Origin of the sequence: Scopulibacillus cellulosilyticus (assembly GCF_042665295.1) — a bacterium.
Taxonomy (GTDB): domain Bacteria; phylum Bacillota; class Bacilli; order Bacillales; family Sporolactobacillaceae; genus Scopulibacillus_A; species Scopulibacillus_A cellulosilyticus.
The window spans coordinates 116499-139188 of record NZ_JBHTCO010000001.1 but is presented as its reverse complement, the minus strand read 5'-3'; the positions used below and the strand labels follow the sequence as shown (position 1 = coordinate 139188).

Below are 22690 nucleotides of genomic sequence, written 5' to 3'. Positions count from 1 at the left end.
GATCATGTCCCCCGTCGTTTACTTGACTGCCATTTCAAAATAACCCCTAATATCACATCAATGGTATAATGCGCTGTGATTGGTACTAGAAGCTTTCCTGTTAATTCATACAGCCAACCTAAATAAAACCCAAGAATAATCGTTAATATAAGGAGTAAGGGTTTTTTAATATAACGCCCGTGAACGAATGCAAAGATCAAGCTGGCGATAATCATGCCAAATTTGTACTGGATAAGTCCTCTGAATAATATCTCTTCAAATACTGCAACAACTGCCATGGCAAAGAAAACATGAGGATAAGACAGCGCCTGAAAAACCCTTTCATTAATGCCGTCATCCTCGAACCATCCTTTGGGAGCAGCTTTATCTATGATATATTCTATTAAAACAACGATAATTCCTGTCCCGAAACCATAAAGTATGATTTCTGTCAGGTTAATTTGCCAAAGTGATTCAAACCAAATACCCGGATTTCTTATAAAAATAAGGATAAATACTATACCGGCAAGGATAATAAGTCCTTGTGAAAAGTAGAGTGATTTTATCACTTCTTTATCAGACAATTGATCAAGGTATGTCTTATCTGTCATGTTACGCCTGCTTCCTGTCCTAAAAGATGCCCCAGCGTTTCCTTCCAAGTATCTAATGATGCTTGTTCCTGTGTATATCCAGCAGCTGTTTTTTTATATTCTTTAATGGCTACCCCGCAATAACTGCAGCATTTGGACACTATGTTTGTCTTTTTTTCACCGAAAGCTGCTAATAAAGCCTCTCTTTTGCACCCTTTGGTTACAAGCCAACATTGCATCTCATATAGTTCTTGGAATTTCTGCTGCTTTCTTGATGTAATGATCTTTTCCAAATAAATACCAATTTCTTCAATTGTATATTCTTTAACGTTAATTAAACTGAATTGATATTGTAAAAAACGCGCAGCTGTTTCGCTGCATCCTTCTTCTATAAACACTTGGATAGCTTCATTGGAATCCGGAGGCAGCTGATTTGACTTAACCTTCTGTAATATCCGGGAAAGTGCTTTTTGATTAGGGTACTCGCTCTCAATAAGCGTTCTTGGAAGAATCTCATCTTCCTCACAATAAAAGGTAATAGCCGCACTGGGCAAGCCGTCCCGTCCCGCTCTTCCTATTTCTTGTATATATGAATTGATATGTCTCGGATAATGAAAATGAATAACATAGCGAACATTTGGCTTATTAATTCCCATACCGAAAGCATTCGTACAACAAATCACATCAAGCTGATTATTAAGAAATTGGTGTTGAATCAAGAGCCGGTCTTCCGGCTGCAAACCGCCATGGTAATAAGCCGCCCTTAAATTCGTATGTTCTTTAAGCATCCAAGAAAGTTTTTCTGCCCATTCCCGGCTGTAAGAGTAAATAATGCCAGGTCCTTCAATATTTGAAACAGCATCAATAGTTTTAGATATTTTTTCGTCAATATTATTCAATTTATAGACGAGCATAGCAATATTTTCACGATCAACGCTGTATAAATGCTGACGGGCATCGTCTATTTTTAATTGATTAAGGATATCTTTACGGACTTTATCATTTGCGGTTGCGGTTAAAGCAAGACAAGGAGGGGAACCCAAAGTTTCCCTAACGTCCGCAAGTTTTAAATAATCCGGTCTGAATTCATGGCCCCATTGTGATATACAATGGGCTTCATCAACAACAAATAAACTGATATGACATCTTGATAATTTTTGTATGACTTTCCGGCTTTGCAACATCTCTGGGGATATAAATAGAAATTTCAACCTGTCCAGCCTATCCATAACAATTGTTCTTTCTTTGCCATTTAAGAAACTATTTAGGGCGGCCGCCCGCTTTTCTCCTGACATATGAATCTGCTGGCATTGATCTTCCATTAAGGATAACAATGGTGAAACAATAATGATCAGCCCGTGTAAAATATAACCCGGCAAGAGATAACAAAGCGACTTGCCGCTGCCTGTAGGCAGCATGGCAAAAACATCTCTCTTACTCAAAACGTCTTCAATAATTTCGTGTTGCCCTTCTCGAAAGTGTGAGTAGCCGAAACGATCTTTTAAAATTTTCTCAAGCATCATATCACACACCTTCTTTAACCATAACGAGTCTAATTTGAAAATAACTTATTCCATCGCCAACCCTTTCTTTTATTGCCCTAAGCCTTTTTGTTGAAAGAGATGCGATTGCCTTTTTTACTTTTACATAATCATCGTGAGGAATATAATTCATTACATTAAAATCCGGTTCATTCATAGCGATTTCAACAATATGGTCTTCAATTGTTCCGATTGATAATCTTCGGTGCTCAGCAATTTTATGTAAGGGAAACCCCTTTTTTATATAAAAATAAGTTTTGTTCGCAGAACTTGTTAAACTGGTATTTTCATTTAGTTCTATTAACAAATAAAGTGTTGAAAACTTAGAACGGTTGTCCAAAATTTCCTTAACAGATGCTTGTAAACACGCTTGAAACAAAAGCATCGTTTCATATTTATCCAAATGAACTGATAAAGCAATTTGTTCTATAGTCAGTCCAACCTTTTTATAACCAGATAATTGCTGTACAAAAATAAAAGCCTCATGGTCAGATCTATGACTTAATAAAACTTCAAGTTCTGAGTAACATTGCGCCGCCAGTTCAAAGCGATCATATTCAAGACGTTTAAAAAACGCTTTGACCCACTCAAGGACATCCCTTTCATTTGTCACCGGCAAATAAGCTTTTTCATAATGGATGAGATGTGACAAACTTTGAATGACAACTCTTAACCTTTTCCAAAATGTCTTAGCCTGGGCAGCGTATTGAAATCCCATTAATCCATCAGGAAGCTGGTAATGATATTGATATTTTGTTAAACATTGCCGCCCGTTTTCAGATAATATATAACTGTCTTGTCCGCTTTTGACAATAAGTCCTTCCCGTTCATATTCTTCGTAAGCCGATTCAATTTCTTTTCTTGTAATGTTTTCCATTGATTGAAACAGCTTTTGCAATGAATATAACATACTGTCTTGTATCGTTTGTGATGACCGTTTGCCCTTTAATAAATGATAAATACCATAAATTGAGCGTTCACCTTTAATTTTGTCTATTAAATATAGAAAAATATATCGTTTAAAAGACATGTTATCTCCAGGCTTTCGTTTTAAAAATTAATCATAACCGGGTTCCTTTGATACGATATTAATACATTTTATCAAAACTCGATAGTTTTTTGTGCATAGTTATTAGTAATTTAATGTCATTTACTTTAATTTATTGAAAAAACACGGCTTCAGCTTTACAATTAATGTTGGTTGTTGTTTTAAGGAGGGTCAACAAGCTATGGCTAAATTTACAATAGTTGACATAGATACTTGTATTGCTTGCGGCGCTTGCGGGGCTTCAGCTCCTGAAATTTTTGATTACGATGATGACGGCATCGCCTTTGGCATTCTTGATGACAATACAGGTACAAGCGAAGTACCTGATGAATTGATGGATGATTTAATCGATGCTTACGAGGGATGTCCAACCGATTCAGTTCGTGTTGCAAATGAACCTTTTGACGGTGATGCTGATAGATTTGAAGAGGAATAAGTATCCGGAAAGGATCCCCAGGGTTAAAAACTAAGGGGATCCTTCTGCTTTTCTATTATTTTAATTCAATTTCTAGAGCAGTTTCCAGCCAAGATGAAATTTTTTTGAAATTAATTCTTGGTTCTTGAATCGTTGCACCTATTAATACTGGTACATCAACTATTGGTCTTTTTATATGTTTTGCAATCATGCAGCTTATAATCTGAAACAGTTTTAAATAATCCGTTTCCACGATGATCCCATCAAACAATACGATCACACATTGTACGTCATCATGCTTCTTAGCTATTTTTATTTCCCCGGAGAAAGGTCCTTCCCGGTTTTCATACCATTTAATCGATTCAAAATCTCCATCTATATTTAACATGACATACGGTGAAGCTTGTTGATCTGTTGGTTTTCCTATCAAAATCTTACTCTTCCATTCAAATGGATTTCTTAACCCTTGATTGCCCAAAAATTTCATCGGGGGATAACATTCAATTTCCCAGTGCTGACCTTTCGCCAATTTCCGGGTTATTTTCATTGTTTCTTTATTTACTTTCCTTTGCATATTAATAGATGGTGCAGGAGTTTTTGGGTGGTCGCGGCGAATTAATGGACTTTCATAAATGCTTTCGAGCAACGGTTCATTAAGTGCATCCTCGGGAGCAGCTATTGTTTGAACCTCCCCGTCCTTTAACATTAATAGACGATCACAAAACAGCCCGGCGATATTAAGATCATGAAAAATACCGATAATTGTTAATCCTTCACTTTTTGATAAATGATAAATGCGCTCTAAAAGTTTCATTTGTTGGGCAATATCCAAATGGTTGGTAGGTTCATCTAATAAAAGCAGCTGCGGCTCTTGTACAATGGCCCTTGCTAAAAATACCCGCTGCATTTCACCGCCGCTTAACGTTGTTATATCCCGTTCGGCTAAGTGTTCAATGGAAGTTAACTGCATGGCGGCATTTACTCTCTCCTCGTCCTTAGACAACCAAGATTTCAATAAACCTTTTTGATGCGCATAGCGCCCCATCTTAACCATTTCTTTGACATTAAATGCAAATGAAAGGTCAATATGCTGCGGCAAGACAGCTATATGCCTCGCCCGCTCGCCGGGAGAAAATTCTTTTATATTTTGACCTTCTAACCAGATATCTCCCTGGTAAGCTGATATTCCATTGATTGCTCTCAGTATTGTTGACTTTCCGCTGCCGTTCGGTCCGCAAATGCCAAAAAATTCACCGCATTTCACCTCGAAATCAATACCCTTAACGGCGGTGAATTGATGATATTTTACTGTTAAATTCTGAACAGCTAACATATTAAACCCTTCTTTTTCTCCGTTGATAAATTAAAATTATTGCAAACACTGGTGCCCCAATAAATGATGTAATCACGCCAACAGGCAGCTCTGTCGGGGCAATGATGGTTCTCGATACCAGATCAGCCAATACTAAGAAACTTCCGCCGTTAATAAATGATAATAGCATCAGGTGACGATAATTAGGGCCCCATATTAGGCGGATCATATGAGGAATGACCAGACCGACAAAGCCAATCGTACCGGAAACGGCAACAGCTGCACCGGTTAAACAGGTTGAAGCGAGCAGAATGATCAGTTTCCTTTGTTTAATAGATAATCCTAAATAATGAGCGTGTTCTTCGCCAATGGATAAAATGTTAAGTTCTGTCCGGTTAAAAAGTAAAATAATAAGTCCAATAACCATAAAAGGGATCATCAGGAGCGTATAAGACCATCCTTTCATTGCCACGCTGCCCATTAACCAATTCATAATATTTTTTAAGTCTTTATCCGATAGGGCTATCATTAGCGATAAAAAGGACGATAAAAAAGAACTTGTAATTATCCCTGCTAAAATCATAATTTCAATCGACATGATGCGATTAACAAGACGGGTTAAGCCTAAAATTAAAAATATTGTAAGGCTTCCAGTAATAATGCTCACGACAGGTAAAGTAAATTGCCCTAACAGCGGAATGGTTAAACCTGAATAAATAACAAAAACCGCACCGACCGATGCCCCGGATGATACGCCCAGTGTATAGGGATCAGCCAATGGATTTTTCAAAAGACCTTGCATAGCGCAGCCCGCTAGAGATAATGAAGCCCCAACAAGAAAAGCTAATAAAACTCTCGGTAAACGAATTAACCAGACAATATTATCGTTCATACTGCCCGCTTGTTCACGAAAATGAATATCAAACACGTGATGGACAATGACTTTAATAACAGATAAAAAAGGGAGTGATACACTCCCAACAGATGTTGCAATGACAATTGCGAAAAAGGCAATAGCAATTGAAACCAAATAGCCGCTAATATTATTTAAACGCATCTTGAAAATTTTTTTTTGCAACTTCAACGACTCCCTAAACAACCGCGATCCTTAATAAATATTTTAATAGCGCCGCGTTTCTTATGAAACAATATTATTCGGCATAGTCATTAGATTTTCTTCAGTTTTCGGGGAAGATAAAAGGTAAAAGTTGTGCCTTCACCGATTTTACTGTTGACCATTATCTTCCCTTGATGGGCTTCGATTATGTTTTTAGCAATGGCAAGTCCGAGTCCCGTACCTGCTTTCCCCCTGGTTCTTGCCTTGTCGGCTTTATAAAATCGTTCAAAAACAAACGGCAAATCCTCTTGAGCAATACCCGAACCGGTGTCTGTCACTCTAACGAAAAGCCCTTTATCTTGATCATCTACTTCAACGGTTACAGAACCTTCCTTATCGGTATGTCTAATTGCATTATCAACAAGATTTGTAATAACCTGTTCTATACGATCAGGATCAAAAATGTACACACCATCTCTTTGATTAGGACCGGCAAGTTCTAAATGAATGTGCTCTTCCTTTGCCAATGTATTAAATTTGCCAACCGCCTTTTCAAAGAAATCACCTAAAACTACTTCAGTTTTATTCATTTGAAAATGGCCTGCTTCAAGCCGTGCCAAATCCAGCAGTTCATTAACTAACCGCCCCATACGCAGTGATTCATCATAAATAATTTTGGCGATTTCCTTTTTTTCTTCCTCGGAGCCGGCAATATCGTCAATAATAGCTTCACTGTATCCTTGAAGCATAGAAATCGGTGTTCTTAATTCATGTGAAACATTCGCTATGAACCCCTTCCTTAATTGATCGAGCTGCCTTTCTTCTGTCATATCCCGTAAAACCGCAACAGCACCTCTTACAACTGACTGATTCTGGTCATACAACGGAGTCATGAGAATGACCCATGTACGGCCTTGGGAATTCATTTCCGCGACTTGTTTTTTCTCGTTTTCAACAACTTGAGTAAAAAGATTTGCGACAGGCTCCGGTACCCTTTCCGGATGCTCGTCCTCCTCTTGTTCATAGCGCCAAGCATAGAGAAATCGCTTTGCAGGCGGGTTAGTAATTAAAAGCCGGCCATCGCGGTCAAAAGTCATGACACCGTCAGCCATACCGTTTAGAATTCCTGAAAGCTGCTCTTTCTCTTGATTTAATTCAGTGATATTTGTTTTTAACCTGTTCGCCATCCGATTAAAGGTTGTAGCTAATTCGCCTATCTCATCTTTTGTTAATACAGGAACAGTTAAATCAAATTTACCTTTGGACACCCGTAAGGCCGCTTCTTTCAAGCTTCTTAACGGCGCTGTTATTCTTGTAGATAAAAAGAATGCAAAGAATGTTGTCAGAATAATGGCAATGCCTGCGCTAATATAAATGATTTTTTTTGCCTGATTTGTAGCTTGCTTAATAACATCAAGTGATTGATAGACATATACCGCGCCCTTTTCTCCCGAATGAAAGGTTAAAGGGACGCCGACGACCATCATTTTACTGTGCGTTTTTTCACCGTTATTAATCAAAGTAAAATCGCCCTGCTTAATAACATGCTTATGAGCCTTCATGACATTCGACAGTGACGGGTCATTATTAAAGAATCTTTCCGACAGCTTCGGCAATTTATTCGCTTTCGGTGATATCCAATAAGTAGAATGATCTCCAATGACAACAGCTCTTGCCGAGTATGCATCAATGATCTCAGAAACAGTTTTTAATGTTTCTTTTTCATTATGACTTTTTGAGATCATTTGAGAGACTTTATTTCCGATACCCGTCATCTGCTGTTCAACTTCGCTGATATGAAAGTTTTCAAAGAATTGAAGCAGTAATATGGTTAGAAAAAATAACACAACCGAAACAAGCAAAAGGATCGTACCCCATATTTTCCCAACTACACTTCTCCAAATCATTAATCGTTCACAACCTCAAATTTATAGCCGACCCCCCAGACTGTGACAATCATGCTTGCCGCTTGTTCTGAAACACGGTTCAGTTTCTCACGAAGTCTTTTGACATGTGTATCTACAGTCCTTAGATCACCAAAAAACTCATAATTCCAAACATCCTTTAAAAGATCTTCTCTGGTAAAAACCTTATCAGGTGATTGAGCCAGGTAATAAAGCAGCTCATATTCCTTAGGCGTGAGATTCACCTCATGCTGGTTAACTGTTACACGGTGCGCATCATGATCAATTGTTAAATGAGGAAATACAAGCACATTTTTTGCTGTTGTGTCTGTTTCTAAAAATTTGGTTTTTGATGAACGCCGCAGCAAAGCTTTAACACGTAATACAACTTCCCGCGGACTAAACGGCTTAACGATATAATCATCTGTACCCACTTCAAAGCCTTGTACCCGGTTAGCCTCTTCTCCTTTGGCAGTTAGCATCATGATTGGCGTTGCTTTACTTTCCCGTAATCTTTCACAAACCTCAATGCCATCTATGCCCGGAAGCATAAGATCCAGCAGGATAAGATCATAATCATTATTTATAGCCATATCTAGAGCTGTTTCACCATCTTCAGCTTCATCGATGATGTAACCTTCGCGTTCTAAATACATTTTCAGTAATCTTCTTATTCTTTCTTCGTCATCAACAACGAGAACGACAGCGTTTTGTTCTTCCATGATGAAACCTCCTAACAAGTACATTGTTCAAAAAAGCTGCTGCTTGAATTTTCTTCTCTGCAGCTTTGCGACGAGAAGCGGCAAAACTCCACTGAATAATCTACGGCGCAGGAGCACACACACATACACTTAACTCCGCTTCCAGACTTTTGAACAACCTCTACAAGTTTATTTTAACCTTAAACAGTATATAAAGAAAACACCTTCACATCTTGTGAAGGTGTCAGATTAATGACAAAACGTTTTGCCGATACTTATCATTAAGCATAAGAATGCAGGCCGGCAATAACAAGATTGACAAAAACCAGATTAAACATAATAATCACAAAACCTATGACACTGAGCCAAGCTGACTTTTCTCCATGCCATCCCCGTGACAGGCGGAAATGAAGATAAGCCGCGTAGAATAAAAATGTAATGAGCGCCCACACTTCCTTTGGATCCCATCCCCAGAATCTCGTCCAAGCTTGCTGGGCCCAAATTGCAGCAAAGACGATGCCGCCAAGCGTAAAAATTGGAAATCCGATTGCAACGGAACGATAACTGATTTCATCCATCAGCGGCAGGTTAACATTCATTAGTATTTTTTGTAAAGCAGCGCTGATTCGCTGACGTAAGATTAGACGAATAATCCAGTATAGAATAAGCCCGCCGACTAACGCCCAGATGACCGTATTAAATTTACGGGGGGCCTCAACGCCATTCATCCAAGAAGGCGAAGGGAATAATGGACCAAAGCCGTCACTGATTTTTTCCCCTTCATAAGGGCCGGCAATAGCGGGCATATGATAGACCAGTACAGCTTCATTTCCTTTTTCATTAATCCATTTAAACTTTTCATTATAGTGAGCAGCCTGAAAGGAAAAACTGATAATAACAAAAGCCAGAGTTGAGGCTATTGAATACATGACAAACTCAAGCCAAAATGTTCTCTTGCTCGGTTTTGATTGATCAACGGCCCGCAATAGATAGACAAGGCCGGCCGCAGCGCTTAAGGATAAAATCCCTTCACCTAATGCAACGGTCGTGACATGGACTTTCAGCCAGTTACTTTGTAAGGCTGGAATTAACGGTTCAACTTCATGAGGAAAGACACTTGCATAGGCGATAACAACAACGGCGATTGGTAAGGTCAGCACCCCGACTCCGTTATTTCTGTAAATAATATAAATAATGATAAAGGCTAAGATCATCATCATGCTAAAGAAGGTTGTGTACTCAAAGAGATTGCTGACCGGCACATGACCGTCAGCGGACCACCGGGTGAAAAAATATCCTATTTGAGAAAGAAATCCAATAATTGTGACAACAAACCCTAATCTTCCTATCCGTTTACCCGCGCTCTCACCGTCCTTTTGCCGGAACTTCTTCCCGGTAACCGATACAGTAAAAATAATTGTTGCCAGCGTATAAAGGATAAAAGCTATCAGTAACAATGTGCTGCTTATCTTAACTATGTTCATGACTTCTCCCCCTTTCTTGCTCAAATGACTTTTGTTCAAGCCGATCAACAGGAACAGACAACCCGCTTTTTTCAGTTAAATAATGAATATCCTTTTTAAATCCGAACCAGTTCTTATTTGTAACTGCACTCATCCAAATGTCATTGCCTTTTCGTCTTAGCCAAATTCTTCTATGATTCCAATACATGCCTTGGGCAACACCAATTAAAAAGATAATAGCTCCCAAAAAAACGATCCAGATTGTAAAATCTCTTTTAACAACAAATCCTGATACATTTCTTGTTTTTAAACCCGATAATATCATTTTATAGTCGTTTTTCCCTAATGGCTCTAAATTCTTTTTGATAGCAATAAAATTGGTTTCCCCATTTGGATGATCCGGTGAAAACATTTTGAAAATAAAAGCAGGATTGTTAGGATTATCACTCTTAGAAGCAGGTTCGTTATTTTTATCAAAGTAAAAGTCGGGAAAGTAGTCCAGTAATCTAATACGATAACCGTTTCCCAGATTATAAGAACTTTTTGGATTGAACAAATTAACTGAAATTTCACCGTGCGATTTGTCATTCCGCTTATCAATTAATTCGAAATTCATTTTATATAACTCGCCTAAGCGAAAATCGGATTGGAACAACTGATAATGATTAAATTCCAACGGATGGTTAACCCGTACGCTTGCATCCTTAATTTTTTTCAGCTTGGGCTCCTCTCCCAAAACCGGATGTCCTTCGGCTTTATACAGCGTGACATCAGATTGATAGTTTTTTGCGATAGACCCCCCCGCTGTTTGTAATGCTTGCTGATACTTTTTATCATTTGGATTATAAGTTTGAAAAATAAACTTATGATTTGTTAAATAAAACTTATCATGTGTACCCGGAACACTCGCTGTTTCACCTTCATGAAGCCAGAGTACTTCATTCGTATACATGCCCGGGAAAAATCTGAGCATTCCGCCAATAAGGACGATGATTAAACCAATATGATTGACATAAGGTCCCCATCTTGAAAAGCGGCCCTTTTCCGCCAGGATATTTCCGTCTTCTTCCCTTATGCGATAATGCTTTTCTTTAAGGGCTTCGGCCGCCTTTTCTATAAGACTCGCAGGGGTGTCCGTTTTTGTTACACCGAAAAGCCTCTGCTTCTTCATAAAACGTTCATGCCGGGTTACCTTTTGATTCTTCAGGGCCCGGTGAAGCGGAATAAACCGGTCAATACTGGCAACTATAATTGACAGCCCTAACAAGCCTAATAAAATAACAAACCACCAAGAATTATATAAATGGTCAAATCCGAGTGCCTTATACCATTCTCCTAAAATACCATACTGATCTTTGTAAAAAGTTTGAGGATCGGCATTTGCCGGTATATACACATCCTGGGGAAATATTGTCCCTATGGCAATCGCAATTAATATTAAAATGATTAAAGTAATACCAACCTTAACAGAGGAGAAGAAATTCCATATTTTATCGATTGGCGTTTTATTATATGTTTGTGAACGTCTCGCGCTGCCTTCGTACCGCATGTTTAAAATAGGCTTAGTCTCGTCCGCTTGCAAAGGTTTACCGCATGCTTCACATAATATTGTTCCTTCCGGGTTTCTATGACCGCAATCACAAATGATTTCCTGACTCATGCCCGCCACCTCTTTTTATGGCTCGATCTTTGAAAGTTTTTGACGTATATATTTTTCACTGGGCATTGAACCGACGACTTTCTCTTCTACCATCCCATCCTTATTAATAAAAAAGGTCGTTGGAATCGGTCCTATGCCATAAGCGTCTGTCACGTCGCGATTTTTGTCCATAACAATTGGAAATGTTATATGATGCTTACTTAAAAAATTCTGAATGGCAAAATGAGATTCTTCAATATTAACAGCTAAAATCACAACTTTTTTCTTATTCATTGTTTTATAAACATTTTCTATGTACGGCATTTCTTTCTTACAAGGATCACACCATGAAGCCCAGAAATTTAACATAACAGCTTTCCCTTTCAGATCAGACAACTTTACTTGATGACCATTAAAATCTGTAAGGGCAAAGTCTGGCGCCCTATCACCCGTTTCTACCGTTTTATCCTTATTGAATATTTGGTAAATTGTGAACCCGACTGCTAAAACGAGTGCTAAAATTATGACAGTGCGAATAATTAAACGTTTCCTTTTGGACGACATTAGCACCACCTCGCTGTTTCATATTCTTACTATAACGCATAAGATTTTTAATAGTTTAAAAATAATAACGGTAAGTTTTTAGTAACGGCATTAATATCATTACCTCCCCTAATGTTTTTTTCAACATGATGTAATGAAAATCCTTTTTTAATAGGGGAGGTAAAATGAATTATTGCTTTTTTACAGATATTTTGTTTAAATATTTAACTTCATGCGGTTTAAGAGGCCTTATATCCCCGGGGTTCATATGTATTAAATCTAAGTTTCCATAACGTTCCCTTTTTAATTTCAACACCTGATATCCCAATGCTTCAAACATTCTTCTTACTTGCCTGTTGCGGCCCTCATGGATGATCAACCGAATAATTGCTGTTTTTTTCTTGCTGTCAGCAGACAGCATTTTGACTTCAGCGGGGGCTGTTTTACCATCCTCGAGTTTAATGCCTCTTTTTAATCGATTTAATTCTTGTTTGGTTGGTATCCCATTAATTTTAGCAACATATTCTTTGTCTATTTCAAATTTAGGATGCATTAATTTATTAGCAAATTCGCCGTCATTAGTCAGGATAATCGCTCCAGATGTATCATAATCCAATCTGCCTACAGGAAAGACGCGCTGCTCTACTTCCTCCGGCAGAAAATCAGTAACTACCTTGCGTCCTTTATCATCCTTTACGCTTGAGATGACCCCGGTTGGTTTATATAATAAAAAATATACAGGCTCTTCACGCTCTAAAGGCACCCCATCCACTTCTACCTTATCATTTGAGGTTACCTTAACGCCTAATTCAGTTACTGTTTGTCCATTAACTTTAACTCTTCCGTCTGTAATGAGAGTTTCCGCTTTTCTTCTTGATGTTACGCCTGCCTGTGCAATGACTTTCTGCAATCTGTCCATACCTTCACCTCAAATTAATCATACCGTCTATATTATCATTTCTCAACTTTTTATAGTTTAATCTAATGATTATCCAAACACATAAGTCACTATGATGATTGCAGCGGAAATGCCGACAAAATCAACTAATAATCCGACTTTTAAGGCATCCCCGATTTTTTTTATGCCGACAGCGCCAAAATAGACCGTCACAATATAAAAAGTTGTATCAGTACTGCCTTGAATCGTTGATGCCAGCCGTCCTATAAATGAATCCGGGCCGTATTGAGCAATTAAGTCAGACATCATCCCAAGCGCTCCATTTCCTGATATAGGCCTGATAAGTGCAAGGGGAACGACTTGTGCCGGAACACCAATCGCACTCAGTGCAGGCTTTAACATATTAAGAAAATAATCTAATGCCCCTGATGCCCGAAACACGCCAATAGAAACTAGCATACCGACGATAAAAGGAATAATGGATATAGCAATATTAAATCCTTCTTTTCCGCCCTCTACAAATGTTTCATATGTCGGTACCTTTTTAATTGTTCCATGTAAAATAACGACGCCAATAAGAATGGGAATTAACCACACTGATAAAGCTGTTATAAACGCCATCTATTTTCTCCCCTTTCTCTCGCGCCGATAATGAAAATAACGATCAATGATAATTGCTGCTATAGTAGCACAAATCGTTGCCGCCAGTGTTGTACCAACAATCTCTGTCGGTGCCGCTGAACCATACTTCATTCTTATCGCAATAACAGTCGTAGGGATCAAGGTCATGCCGGATGTATTCAGGGCAAGCAGAGTAATCATTGATCTGCTTGCTTCAGGGCGGTTTTGGTTAAGCTTTTTTAACTGCTCCATTGCCTTTAGTCCCATAGGGGTAGCCGCATTGCCTAAGCCAAACATATTAGCAACGACGTTCGAGAGAATATAGCCCATTGCCGGATGATCCTCGGGTACCTCAGGAAACAGGCGCTTCATAATAGGCTTAAATAGACGGGACAGCAAATTTAATAGTCCGGATTTCTCAGCAATTTTCATAATCCCTAACCAAAAAACAAGAATACTTATCAGTCCAAAGCAAATGGCGACACCCTCTTTTGCAGATTCAAAAACTGCTTTATTTACTTGATCTATCGTTCCATGAAAAGCCGCAAATACAATACCAACAATAAACATCACTGCCCATATGATATTAATCATTGACATCAATCCTTAATGCTGATAAAAAAACCTGTTTAAACAAAGTCCAGAAGCCATGCTCCTTTTTTTTAGGAGGTTTATGATAAAAAAGCGGAAGCTGGGCAAGCTCTTTGTCCCCCCATTTAACATAAAGCTTTCCGATTGGGGAAGGTGGATTTTCCCATTTCCCATTCTTCGGCGGCTGATATAAGTCCATTTCTGTGGATAATGCTTTTTGTTCATTATTTGTTAAAGGCAGCGATAGATCTCGATGGGCATATAAATGGTTTTTATAAAACTTTGATTTGATTCCGGAAATTTTACCTTTTTTAACGATTGTCGTCATATCAAATGTTTTAAATCCCCAATTAAAGAGATTCATATGATCTTTCCAGTCGTCGCCATCGTTAAGTGTCACTGTAATAAGGTTGAGATCATCCTTAGAAGCTGTTGAAATTAATGTTCTCCGGGCAAGTTTTGTAAAGCCGGTTTTTCCCCCGGTTGAATAATCATATCTGAATAAGAGTTTATTTTTGTTTTTCCAGGAACGGGGCCAGTCTTCTCCCTCTTGAGGAACGCTGTGAAATTTTGTTTTAAATATTTTTCTAAATTGTTCATTTTTCATAGCATATTTCGTGAGTAATGCCATATCATAAGCGGTTGAATAGTGAGTAAAATTCTTTCCGTCCAGTCCATGGGGATTTGAAAAATGCGTATCCAACATGCCAAGTTCATGCGCTTTTTTATTCATTAAATAAACGAAACCATCGGCACTGCCGCCTACCTTCTCAGCAATGGCGACAGCGGCATCATTGCCTGACCGGAGCATTAAACCGTATACTAAATCTTTAAGCTTAATTCTTTCTCCTTTTTTCAAATATATGGATGACCCTTCTGTGCCAACCGCATTTGAACTAATTTTAACTGTTTCATCCATTTTTCCGGATTCAATGGCTAATATTGCAGTCATCACTTTTGTAATACTGGCAATACGCATTTTTTTATGTATATCCTTCCTAAATAAAACCCTTCCTGACGTTTGATCCATCAGAATTGCCGACTCTGCCGACACTGAAACTTTTGCTGAGGCCTTTTTCATCGGTAGTGCGGGATAGAGAAGGAATAACACTAATATCATTATCATGGCTCTTTTCCAAAATCTCTTCATCTCATCTCGTCCCTTACTAGGAGTTTTGTACAAGTTTATGCAAGGACAAAATGATTATGATAAAGAAAAACACTATCAAGATTTCTTTGCCAGTGAATAAACGGCGAAGAAACATACCTTTATTTTTTCCTGCTATAAAAAAAACTCAGCCCCAAGGCTAAGTTTTAATATTGATGTTCATATATTTCCAGTTCTTCACGAAGCTGATCAAAATCAGGACTGATTTTTTTCATTAATTCAATCAATGAACCTGCAACCGGCTGATCAAATTCAACTCCCATTTTATTGCTATAGGAGGCGCGGCTGTTTTCCTGCCATGCATCATTTTTCGGATTATAAAAAGCTTCAACACAATGGACATAGAGTTTTTTGAATGCTTTATTCTTAGCTGCTTCGGATAAATAAGCTGTTCTCGACAACCGTTCACACAAATCTATAGACTCTTCTACATGTACAGACAGTCTGCGGATCGATGATAAAACAGCTTGATATTTTTCCTTATCTGCTTTTATATCTTCCTCGATTAGCATGGTTAACGTTGTTTCCTCCAAATAATTAACTAAAGACGAAGAAGCATTCTGCAAAATTCTCTTTACTCCATTAACTTGTTGCTCATGCGGAGTATCCATCCATGTCCCCCCAAAACGATGTTTTCCATAATATTATTATTCGTAAATTGATTATCTATCCTTAAATTTTATTAAGAGGATATTAAAAACTATATTAAAGATCATCAATGGTTTGTTTAAAGTTCTCATAAAACAAATCTGATTCCTGATCACCTTGAGTTTCTTCCCATTTTCCTTCTTCAATAGGCGGTAGTTCGTTTAATGATTGCAAACCAAAATGAGATAAAAAATCTTCAGTTACTCCGTATAAAATGGCGCGTCCCGTGCCATCCGCCCGGCCAATCTCTTTAACAAGATTTCTTGTCGTTAAAGTATTCAGCGCCTTTTCGGATTTTACCCCTCGGATTTCTTCAATTTCAGCCCGGGAAATCGGCTGCTTATAAGCAATAATCGCTAATGTTTCCAGAGCCGCTTGAGATAAAGTGGCAGGCTTTGGCGCCTCTACAAAGCTTTCAATATATTTTGATAAGAAGGGCTTAGTCATTAACTGATAACCGCCTGATATTTCTTTTATTATAAGCCCTCTGTCTTCTTGGTCAAGTTCATTCTTCATATCATTTATTACATTTTTAATGACCGTTTCTTCTTGACCCAGAACAGCTTTTAGTTGTTCCATTGAGAGACCTTCGTCCCCGGTAATATAGAGCAGTCCTTCAATAATGGCTTTCATTTCATTTAATTGCAACTGTTTCGGCCCCTTCCGCTAAACAAATCGAAAAGTCTTGGAAATTATGATCTTGAGTACAGACGATTTGCTTTTTTTTCATTAATTCTAAAAGAGCCATAAAAGTCACAACGATATGCGACCGATTAGGATATGGGAATAGGGATTCGAAGGATACAGGTTCTTTGCTTCTTTTTAATACTTCTATCACTTCACCCATCCTTTTACCGATTGGCAATGATTGACGCTGTATTTTGGCGTTCAGCGGTTGATTGAGCTTCTTTCGTTTAAATATCCCTTGAAAAGCGGATACCATATCATAAATGGTAACATTTGATACTTGCGGTTGAGTTTCCGTCATTAAATGACTGAGATTACTTGGCGGCTTGGTATAATGCATGCTTTGTTCCTGTTCCCGCTCTTTTAAAATTTGTGCAGCTTGCTTATACTGCCGGTATTCTAATAATCTCCTCATTAATTCTTCCCGAGGATCATCCTCAATGTCCATTACAGGTCCTTCTAAATCGTCCTCTAAAGGTTCCGGTTTGGGCAAAAGCATTTTACTCTTCATTTCAATTAATGTAGCCGCCATTACTAAAAATTCACTGGCAACATCTAATTCAAGAACTTGCATTTGATGTATAAAATCAAGATACTGTTCTGTAATTTTGGCAACAGGAATATCATATATATCAATTTCCAGTTGTTTAATTAAATGCAATAACAAATCCAACGGACCTTCAAAGGCGTCAATTTTAATTTTATATTCCAATATTCATCATCCCGACCGTCATTAAGCTGACGGTATTATAGCATAATCGAAAACATTCGGGCAACGAGGTTTATTAAATCTATAAAAATTTTTTACCATAAACACGGCATAAAATTCAACGACATAATAGACGAAAGCGGTATTGCGAAAATTTCTTTTTTTAGAAACAAATAATTTTGCATCGATTTAACTTCATTATCATAAACTTCAAATTTATTGATATATAAGTAGTTATGATCGAGATCAGCTATCATAGCTCTTTCAACAGCCCCGTCAGATGTCTCGACCTCGACGGTTTCTCCGACCGATTGAGCACAAAGATTATAGTAATATTCAGCTGACATTGCTAACCTCCTCACTCCCTCATAAATTATCCTCTCACAATTGGGGATGGAGAAAAAGGTATTTATGCAGGTTCAAAAAACCTTTATGATAAACTATGCAAAAAGGGGCTTATATCAATAGTCGTATATATGAGGGTAAGTGCGGATTTTATTATATAAAGGTACTTTGATACCTTCTAAACGAATGAAAAGAAGCTCAAAGATATCTATCCCTATTAAAATGGTTTAAAACAGGGATAAATGTCAATGAGCTTTTTATAATACTAAAAATCATAGATAAACAACATTTTGTATATACAAATATTTAAAGGATTTAACTTTCCAATTTTTACGGAAAAATATTTTAATCAAATACATGGAAAGATGTAACTGAAATCATATTATTTGGGGTAAACCAAGCAATATGGCCAATGATAACTTGATACAGCATGAGCTTCATAAGCGGGAATCCACTGACTAAACGGATTCGTTCTTTTTAATACAATTTTTATAAAAATCATACACCTGTCTAGTTGGAACAATCGTATATTCATCGCCCAGGAATTGATGAAGCGAGATAATCATTTTCTTTCCGATACCTTGTCCGCGATATGATGGATTGACACTTACATGGTGAAGCTCGGCCTTATTTTCTTGAAGCTTGATGCCAATAATCCCTATAATGTCCTCTTCCTTCCAAAGAAAGAGCTGCCAATCCTTTTGCTCTTCATAAGTTTTCATTGTTTGCCGCAGCTTCTTCAAATCTTTTTCTGACGGAACAAAGGACAATAATCCCATAGCTATTTTTTCATAGCTTTTCTTATAGCGAATTAACATAATAAACCCCTCAGCTTACTTCTAAAAAATCAATCTTTCCATAATTAATTTATGATACAAGTTCAAAAGGTTCCTTAGCCTTTTTGAACATCATTAAATGATACCTATGTGATATATTATAACCAATCTTGAAAAAAATGTGCATCATTAATTTGATAATGCACGATTGAGGCTTGCCATTTCAATAGCTGCTAAAGCAGCTTCGCACCCTTTATTGCCTGCTTTAGTACCAGCACGTTCAACAGCTTGTTCAATCGTATTTGTTGTTAACACACCAAAAATAACAGGAATACCGGATGATAAAGAGATATCCGCTATACCTTTAGCTGCGCTATTGCAAACATAATCGAAATGCGGCGTTGCCCCGCGAATGACTGCGCCTAAAGTAATAACTGCGTCATACTTGCCGGTATCGGCACATTTTTTGGCGGCCCATGGAATCTCAAATGCACCCGGTACCCAAACGATATCAATATTTTCTTCTTTTCCGCCGTGACGCCTAAGCGTATCTTTGGCACCTGCCAACAGCTTTTCAGTAATAAAATCATTAAACCTGGCAACTACAATTGCTGTTTTTATTCCTTCCGCTGATAAATGTCCTTCAAAGATTTGTCCCATGATATTAACCTCCGTTAACTTTTATATTTATTATGTGTCATCTATTTTTAACAGTGAATAAGATGTCCTAACTTTTCATGCTTAGTTTTAAGATAGCGAATATTGCTTTTGTTTGCCGGCATCTCGAGAGGCACCCGCTCTTCTATTTCTATACCGTACTTTGTCAATCCTTTAATTTTACGAGGATTATTTGTCAGCAAACGAATATATTTAATACCAAGATCTTTTAAAATATGTGCGCTTACCTCGTAATCTCGTAAATCTGGTGCAAATCCTAACTTTTCATTTGCTTCAACGGTATCATATCCTTGTTCTTGAAGTTTATAAGCTTTCAATTTATTTAACAGACCGATACCGCGGCCTTCTTGACGCATATAAATGAGAACGCCTTGACCGGCATTTTCAATCTGTGAAAGCGCCGTATGCAATTGAGGTCCGCAATCACATCGATGTGATCCGAAAATGTCACCTGTTAAACATTCAGAATGCACCCTTACCAGTGTCGGCCTCTCAGAAGAAATATCCCCTTTAACAATGGCTAAATGCTCTTTGCCGTCAATCTGATTTGAATAGGCAATAATTTTAAAATCACCGTAGTCGGTCGGCAAGTCAACAGCGACTTCACGTTTTACCAGCGGATCGTGTTCCTTTCGATATTGTATTAAATCTTCTATAGTAATCATTTTTAAATGAAATTGATCTGCGATTTTCCTTAAATCAGGAACTCTGGCCATCTGACCATCTTCTTTCAAAATTTCGCATATCACACCGGCTGGACGGGCACCTGACAAACGGGCGAGGTCTACCGCCGCTTCCGTATGTCCCGCTCTTCTTAACACACCGCCTGACTTGGCAATGAGCGGAAAAATATGACCCGGCCGTTTAAAATCACAGGCTTCGGCAAATGGGTCTACCAAAGCTTGGATCGTTTCTGAACGTTCAAAAGCTGAAATCCCGGTTGTTGTGTTTTTATGGTCAACACTTACTGTAAATGCAGTGCCATTAGAATCTGTATTATGGTCAACCATCGGACTTAATTGAAGTCTTGAGGCTGTTTCTTCATCAATTGGCGCACAAAGCAATCCGCGGCCTTCGGTAACCATAAAATTAATCACTGCAGGTGTCGCTTTATCAGCTAATGCGAGAAAATCTCCTTCATTTTCGCGGTTTTCATCATCACAAACGATAATCACACTGCCTGCTTTTAAATCTTCAATCGCTTCTTCAATAGAATCAAAGAGTTGTCCTTGTTCTGCTTTTTTATCCATTGATAAACCCGCTCTCTTTTAATTTTGTTATCGTTAAACCTTGTGAATCCTCGCTGCTGTCGCGTTGCTGAATAAATTTCTCAATATACTTGCCGACAACGTCTGTTTCAATATTAACAATATCATTAACGCCTTTTTCCCCTAATATTGTATGAGTCATCGTGTGAGGAATAAGAGAAATCAAAAATTCATTTTCATTTAAACCAAAAATAGTTAAGCTCGTTCCATCAACCGTAACTGAACCTTTATATACCATGTAATGTGATAACTGTTCAGAGACTTTTATCGTGTAGTAAACAGCGTTATCTACGGCTTCCTTTTTTGTTATCATACCAATTCCATCAACATGCCCTGAAACAATATGGCCGCCAAGCCGGCCGTTAGCCGCCATCGCCCTTTCTAAATTCACTTTAGAGCCTGTCCGGCATTGGCTGAGGGATGTTGCTTTTACCGTCTCAGGCATTAAGTCAACGGTAAAAATACTGTCCTGAAAATGATTAACCGTTAAACAGACACCGTTAACCGCTATACTATCGCCTAATGAAACATCCTTTATAATTTGCGGAGCTTCAATCGTCATAACGACAGCATCTCCTGATTGCTCAATCATTCTTATTGTCCCTATTTCTTCAATAATTCCGGTAAACATGTTAATTATTCCCCCTTTACATGAGCAACAATTTTCAAATCGTTCCCTATCTTTGTCATTTCTTCAAATTCCAGAGGCAGCGCATCTGCCAGACTGGCTGCACCTTTTCCGCCAAAAGCTGTTAAAGCATCCTGACCGCCTATAATTTTTGGTGCGATATAAGCGATGATTTGATTCACTTTACCTGTTTGAAGAAATGCGTCATGGACACTTGAGCCTCCTTCTACAAGCAAGGTAACGATTTCTTTTTGGCCTAAAAAGGTGAGAACGTTATAAATGGATAAATTTTCAAAATAGTATATATTGGCACCCCGGGTTTTTAAGTCCGCTGCTTTTTGACTATTTTCATGCTCTTTAGAAGTTAAAATCCATGTTGGCGCAAGGCCATCATTTACTATAATTGCCTCGATCGGTGTTCTTAAATGGCGATCCAATATGATCCGGATAGGGTGACGGCCTTGATGATCGTCAAGGCGCGTTGTCAGTGACGGGTTATCAGCTAACACAGTACCAATGCCAACTAAAATCGCATCGTGTGTATGCCTTAAGTAATGTCCGTCCTTTCTCGCTTCTGGGCCGGTAATCCACTTACTTTCACCGCTTGCAGTTGCCATTTTCCCATCTAAGCTGACAGCCATTTTTATTGTTACATAAGGTTTTTTGGTTTTAATATAATGAAAAAAGCTTTGATAATATTGACGAGCCTCATCCTCCATGACTCCAACCGTAACCTCAATTCCGGCATCTTCTAATTTTTTTATACCTGTTCCGGCAACTTGAGGATTGGGATCAACTGTTGCAATAACAACCCGCGAGATATCCTTTTCAATAATTAAATCAGCGCACGGCGGCGTTTTCCCAAAATGGCTGCAAGGTTCCAGCGTCACATATATCGTTCCGCCTTTCGCCTTTTGACCCGCCATATTTAAAGCATGTACTTCCGCATGTGCTTCTCCAGCTTTTAAATGAGCACCTAAACCGACGATTCGACCATGATTAACAACAATAGCTGCTACGGCAGGATTCGGGCTTGTTTGTCCTGAGGTTCCTTTAACCATATTTAAAGCCAATGACATGTACTCAATATCAGACACACTCTTCACTCCCTTCATAAGAAAACAATGAACACCAAAAACCCCGAGAACAATTGTCCTCGGGGTTCAAACGATTCCATAGGAAATAAGCCATAAAAATAAGCATAGATAACCTATTTTTATAGTATCCGTTATGATTCGCAGTTTTACTTATACTATCTCTTATCTTATATATCTATGATTAGTCCTTAAACAATATACATAGATATAAATCCTGATAGTATCAGAAAACATCGGCCTTCTCCCATCCAGACTTTTACTGTCGGTTCTGGTTTTTCACCAGATCCACCGCTTGAGTTTCACTCGCACGGGTCACGGACTTAGAAGCAGAATTTGCTTCATCACCGTCGGTAGGGAATTTCACCCAACCCCGAAGGCATACTT

24 protein-coding genes and 1 riboswitch are annotated in these 22690 nt (G+C 38.3%); of the genes, 1 reads left to right on the top strand and 23 read right to left on the bottom strand.

All coding sequences use genetic code 11. The annotated features are described in order from the left end of the window. Positions 1-2: 2 nt before the first annotated feature. From ACFQRG_RS00705 to ACFQRG_RS00695, 3 genes are read right to left on the bottom strand one after another with little or no spacing between them, the layout of a single operon-like run. On the bottom strand, positions 3-590 hold the full coding sequence (locus ACFQRG_RS00705; protein WP_380962624.1) for a CPBP family intramembrane glutamic endopeptidase: 588 nt from the start codon (positions 588-590) through the stop codon (positions 3-5). After that, on the bottom strand, positions 587-2092 hold the full coding sequence (locus ACFQRG_RS00700; protein ID WP_380962622.1) for a RecQ family ATP-dependent DNA helicase: 1506 nt from the start codon (positions 2090-2092) through the stop codon (positions 587-589). The genes ACFQRG_RS00705 and ACFQRG_RS00700 overlap by 4 nt, the downstream gene beginning before the upstream one ends. 1 nt (position 2093) lies before the next feature. After that, a complete protein-coding gene (locus tag ACFQRG_RS00695; RefSeq protein WP_380962620.1) occupies positions 2094-3140 on the bottom strand; it encodes a YpbB family protein in 1047 nt (348 codons plus the stop codon). Positions 3141-3339: 199 nt separating this feature from the next. On the opposite strand from ACFQRG_RS00695, the gene ACFQRG_RS00690 reads away from it, so the two are divergent. Further along, complete coding sequence (locus tag ACFQRG_RS00690) at positions 3340-3594, top strand: ferredoxin (RefSeq protein WP_380962618.1); 255 nt, start codon at positions 3340-3342, stop codon at positions 3592-3594. 55 nt (positions 3595-3649) lie between these two features. On the opposite strand, the gene ACFQRG_RS00685 is transcribed toward ACFQRG_RS00690, so the two are convergent. The 20 genes from ACFQRG_RS00685 to ribD form a co-directional block, all read right to left on the bottom strand. After that, on the bottom strand, positions 3650-4906 hold the full coding sequence (locus ACFQRG_RS00685; RefSeq protein WP_380962616.1) for an ABC transporter ATP-binding protein: 1257 nt from the start codon (positions 4904-4906) through the stop codon (positions 3650-3652). 1 nt (position 4907) lies between these two features. Beyond that, positions 4908-5963 carry a FecCD family ABC transporter permease gene (locus ACFQRG_RS00680; RefSeq protein WP_380962614.1) on the bottom strand — a complete coding sequence of 352 codons (1056 nt, stop codon included), beginning with the start codon at positions 5961-5963 and terminating at the stop codon, positions 4908-4910. Between the two features lie 89 nt (positions 5964-6052). Continuing rightward, positions 6053-7849, bottom strand: coding sequence for an ATP-binding protein (locus ACFQRG_RS00675; protein ID WP_380962612.1), 1797 nt, complete (start codon positions 7847-7849; stop codon positions 6053-6055). Continuing rightward, positions 7849-8568: a response regulator transcription factor gene (locus ACFQRG_RS00670; protein WP_380962610.1), complete on the bottom strand. Its 720-nt coding sequence runs from the start codon at positions 8566-8568 to the stop codon at positions 7849-7851. Before ACFQRG_RS00670 ends, ACFQRG_RS00675 begins: the two co-directional genes overlap by 1 nt. 260 nt (positions 8569-8828) lie before the next feature. After that, positions 8829-10025, bottom strand: a complete 1197-nt coding sequence (gene ccsB, locus ACFQRG_RS00665) for a c-type cytochrome biogenesis protein CcsB (RefSeq protein ID WP_380962744.1) — start codon at positions 10023-10025, stop codon at positions 8829-8831. Beyond that, the gene (gene resB, locus ACFQRG_RS00660; RefSeq protein WP_380962608.1) at positions 10018-11670 is read right to left on the bottom strand and encodes a cytochrome c biogenesis protein ResB; all 1653 of its coding nucleotides are present in this window, start codon (positions 11668-11670) and stop codon (positions 10018-10020) included. Before resB ends, ccsB begins: the two co-directional genes overlap by 8 nt. A gap of 15 nt (positions 11671-11685) precedes the next feature. After that, positions 11686-12213, bottom strand: coding sequence for a thiol-disulfide oxidoreductase ResA (gene resA / locus ACFQRG_RS00655; RefSeq protein ID WP_380962606.1), 528 nt, complete (start codon positions 12211-12213; stop codon positions 11686-11688). Between the two features lie 169 nt (positions 12214-12382). Next, positions 12383-13111, bottom strand: coding sequence for a pseudouridine synthase (locus ACFQRG_RS00650; RefSeq protein ID WP_380962604.1), 729 nt, complete (start codon positions 13109-13111; stop codon positions 12383-12385). 69 nt (positions 13112-13180) lie between these two features. Continuing rightward, positions 13181-13711, bottom strand: a complete 531-nt coding sequence (locus ACFQRG_RS00645; protein ID WP_380962602.1) for a spore maturation protein — start codon at positions 13709-13711, stop codon at positions 13181-13183. Then, the gene (locus ACFQRG_RS00640) at positions 13712-14305 is read right to left on the bottom strand and encodes a nucleoside recognition domain-containing protein (RefSeq protein WP_380962600.1); all 594 of its coding nucleotides are present in this window, start codon (positions 14303-14305) and stop codon (positions 13712-13714) included. After that, the gene (locus ACFQRG_RS00635) at positions 14298-15452 is read right to left on the bottom strand and encodes a D-alanyl-D-alanine carboxypeptidase family protein (protein ID WP_380962598.1); all 1155 of its coding nucleotides are present in this window, start codon (positions 15450-15452) and stop codon (positions 14298-14300) included. The genes ACFQRG_RS00640 and ACFQRG_RS00635 overlap by 8 nt, the downstream gene beginning before the upstream one ends. A gap of 164 nt (positions 15453-15616) precedes the next feature. Next, on the bottom strand, positions 15617-16081 hold the full coding sequence (locus ACFQRG_RS00630; protein ID WP_380962596.1) for a DUF3907 family protein: 465 nt from the start codon (positions 16079-16081) through the stop codon (positions 15617-15619). Positions 16082-16175: 94 nt separating this feature from the next. Next, a complete protein-coding gene (gene scpB, locus ACFQRG_RS00625) occupies positions 16176-16766 on the bottom strand; it encodes an SMC-Scp complex subunit ScpB (protein WP_380962594.1) in 591 nt (196 codons plus the stop codon). Then, the gene (locus tag ACFQRG_RS00620) at positions 16753-17517 is read right to left on the bottom strand and encodes a segregation/condensation protein A (protein WP_380962592.1); all 765 of its coding nucleotides are present in this window, start codon (positions 17515-17517) and stop codon (positions 16753-16755) included. Before ACFQRG_RS00620 ends, scpB begins: the two co-directional genes overlap by 14 nt. Before the next feature lie 92 nt (positions 17518-17609). Beyond that, a complete protein-coding gene (locus tag ACFQRG_RS00615) occupies positions 17610-17861 on the bottom strand; it encodes a hypothetical protein (protein ID WP_380962590.1) in 252 nt (83 codons plus the stop codon). A gap of 456 nt (positions 17862-18317) precedes the next feature. Further along, positions 18318-18677, bottom strand: coding sequence for a GNAT family N-acetyltransferase (locus ACFQRG_RS00610; RefSeq protein WP_380962588.1), 360 nt, complete (start codon positions 18675-18677; stop codon positions 18318-18320). A gap of 147 nt (positions 18678-18824) precedes the next feature. After that, positions 18825-19295 carry a 6,7-dimethyl-8-ribityllumazine synthase gene (gene ribH / locus ACFQRG_RS00605; protein WP_380962586.1) on the bottom strand — a complete coding sequence of 157 codons (471 nt, stop codon included), beginning with the start codon at positions 19293-19295 and terminating at the stop codon, positions 18825-18827. 47 nt (positions 19296-19342) lie between these two features. Continuing rightward, a complete protein-coding gene (locus ACFQRG_RS00600; protein ID WP_380962584.1) occupies positions 19343-20563 on the bottom strand; it encodes a bifunctional 3,4-dihydroxy-2-butanone-4-phosphate synthase/GTP cyclohydrolase II in 1221 nt (406 codons plus the stop codon). After that, the gene (gene ribE, locus ACFQRG_RS00595; protein WP_380962582.1) at positions 20556-21212 is read right to left on the bottom strand and encodes a riboflavin synthase; all 657 of its coding nucleotides are present in this window, start codon (positions 21210-21212) and stop codon (positions 20556-20558) included. The genes ACFQRG_RS00600 and ribE overlap by 8 nt, the downstream gene beginning before the upstream one ends. A 5-nt stretch (positions 21213-21217) precedes the next feature. Continuing rightward, positions 21218-22306, bottom strand: a complete 1089-nt coding sequence (gene ribD, locus ACFQRG_RS00590; RefSeq protein WP_380962581.1) for a bifunctional diaminohydroxyphosphoribosylaminopyrimidine deaminase/5-amino-6-(5-phosphoribosylamino)uracil reductase RibD — start codon at positions 22304-22306, stop codon at positions 21218-21220. Positions 22307-22538: 232 nt separating this feature from the next. After that, positions 22539-22688, bottom strand: a riboswitch (FMN riboswitch). Positions 22689-22690: the final 2 nt, after the last annotated feature.

Coding starts and splice junctions, on each gene's coding strand:
- ACFQRG_RS00685 (WP_380962616.1), bottom strand. CDS start 4,906: ATGTTAGCTGTTCAGAATTTAACAGTAAAATATCATCAATTCACCGCC.
- ACFQRG_RS00600 (WP_380962584.1), bottom strand. CDS start 20,563: ATGGATAAAAAAGCAGAACAAGGACAACTCTTTGATTCTATTGAAGAA.
- ribE (WP_380962582.1), bottom strand. CDS start 21,212: ATGTTTACCGGAATTATTGAAGAAATAGGGACAATAAGAATGATTGAG.
- ACFQRG_RS00650 (WP_380962604.1), bottom strand. CDS start 13,111: ATGGACAGATTGCAGAAAGTCATTGCACAGGCAGGCGTAACATCAAGA.
- ACFQRG_RS00645 (WP_380962602.1), bottom strand. CDS start 13,711: ATGGCGTTTATAACAGCTTTATCAGTGTGGTTAATTCCCATTCTTATT.
- ACFQRG_RS00640 (WP_380962600.1), bottom strand. CDS start 14,305: ATGATTAATATCATATGGGCAGTGATGTTTATTGTTGGTATTGTATTT.
- ACFQRG_RS00635 (WP_380962598.1), bottom strand. CDS start 15,452: ATGAAGAGATTTTGGAAAAGAGCCATGATAATGATATTAGTGTTATTC.
- ACFQRG_RS00610 (WP_380962588.1), bottom strand. CDS start 18,677: ATGTTAATTCGCTATAAGAAAAGCTATGAAAAAATAGCTATGGGATTA.
- ACFQRG_RS00615 (WP_380962590.1), bottom strand. CDS start 17,861: ATGTCAGCTGAATATTACTATAATCTTTGTGCTCAATCGGTCGGAGAA.
- ACFQRG_RS00705 (WP_380962624.1), bottom strand. CDS start 590: ATGACAGATAAGACATACCTTGATCAATTGTCTGATAAAGAAGTGATA.
- ribH (WP_380962586.1), bottom strand. CDS start 19,295: ATGGGACAAATCTTTGAAGGACATTTATCAGCGGAAGGAATAAAAACA.
- ACFQRG_RS00630 (WP_380962596.1), bottom strand. CDS start 16,081: ATGGATACTCCGCATGAGCAACAAGTTAATGGAGTAAAGAGAATTTTG.
- ACFQRG_RS00695 (WP_380962620.1), bottom strand. CDS start 3,140: ATGTCTTTTAAACGATATATTTTTCTATATTTAATAGACAAAATTAAA.
- resB (WP_380962608.1), bottom strand. CDS start 11,670: ATGAGTCAGGAAATCATTTGTGATTGCGGTCATAGAAACCCGGAAGGA.
- ACFQRG_RS00690 (WP_380962618.1), top strand. CDS start 3,340: ATGGCTAAATTTACAATAGTTGACATAGATACTTGTATTGCTTGCGGC.
- ACFQRG_RS00670 (WP_380962610.1), bottom strand. CDS start 8,568: ATGGAAGAACAAAACGCTGTCGTTCTCGTTGTTGATGACGAAGAAAGA.
- ACFQRG_RS00700 (WP_380962622.1), bottom strand. CDS start 2,092: ATGATGCTTGAGAAAATTTTAAAAGATCGTTTCGGCTACTCACACTTT.
- resA (WP_380962606.1), bottom strand. CDS start 12,213: ATGTCGTCCAAAAGGAAACGTTTAATTATTCGCACTGTCATAATTTTA.
- ACFQRG_RS00675 (WP_380962612.1), bottom strand. CDS start 7,849: ATGATTTGGAGAAGTGTAGTTGGGAAAATATGGGGTACGATCCTTTTG.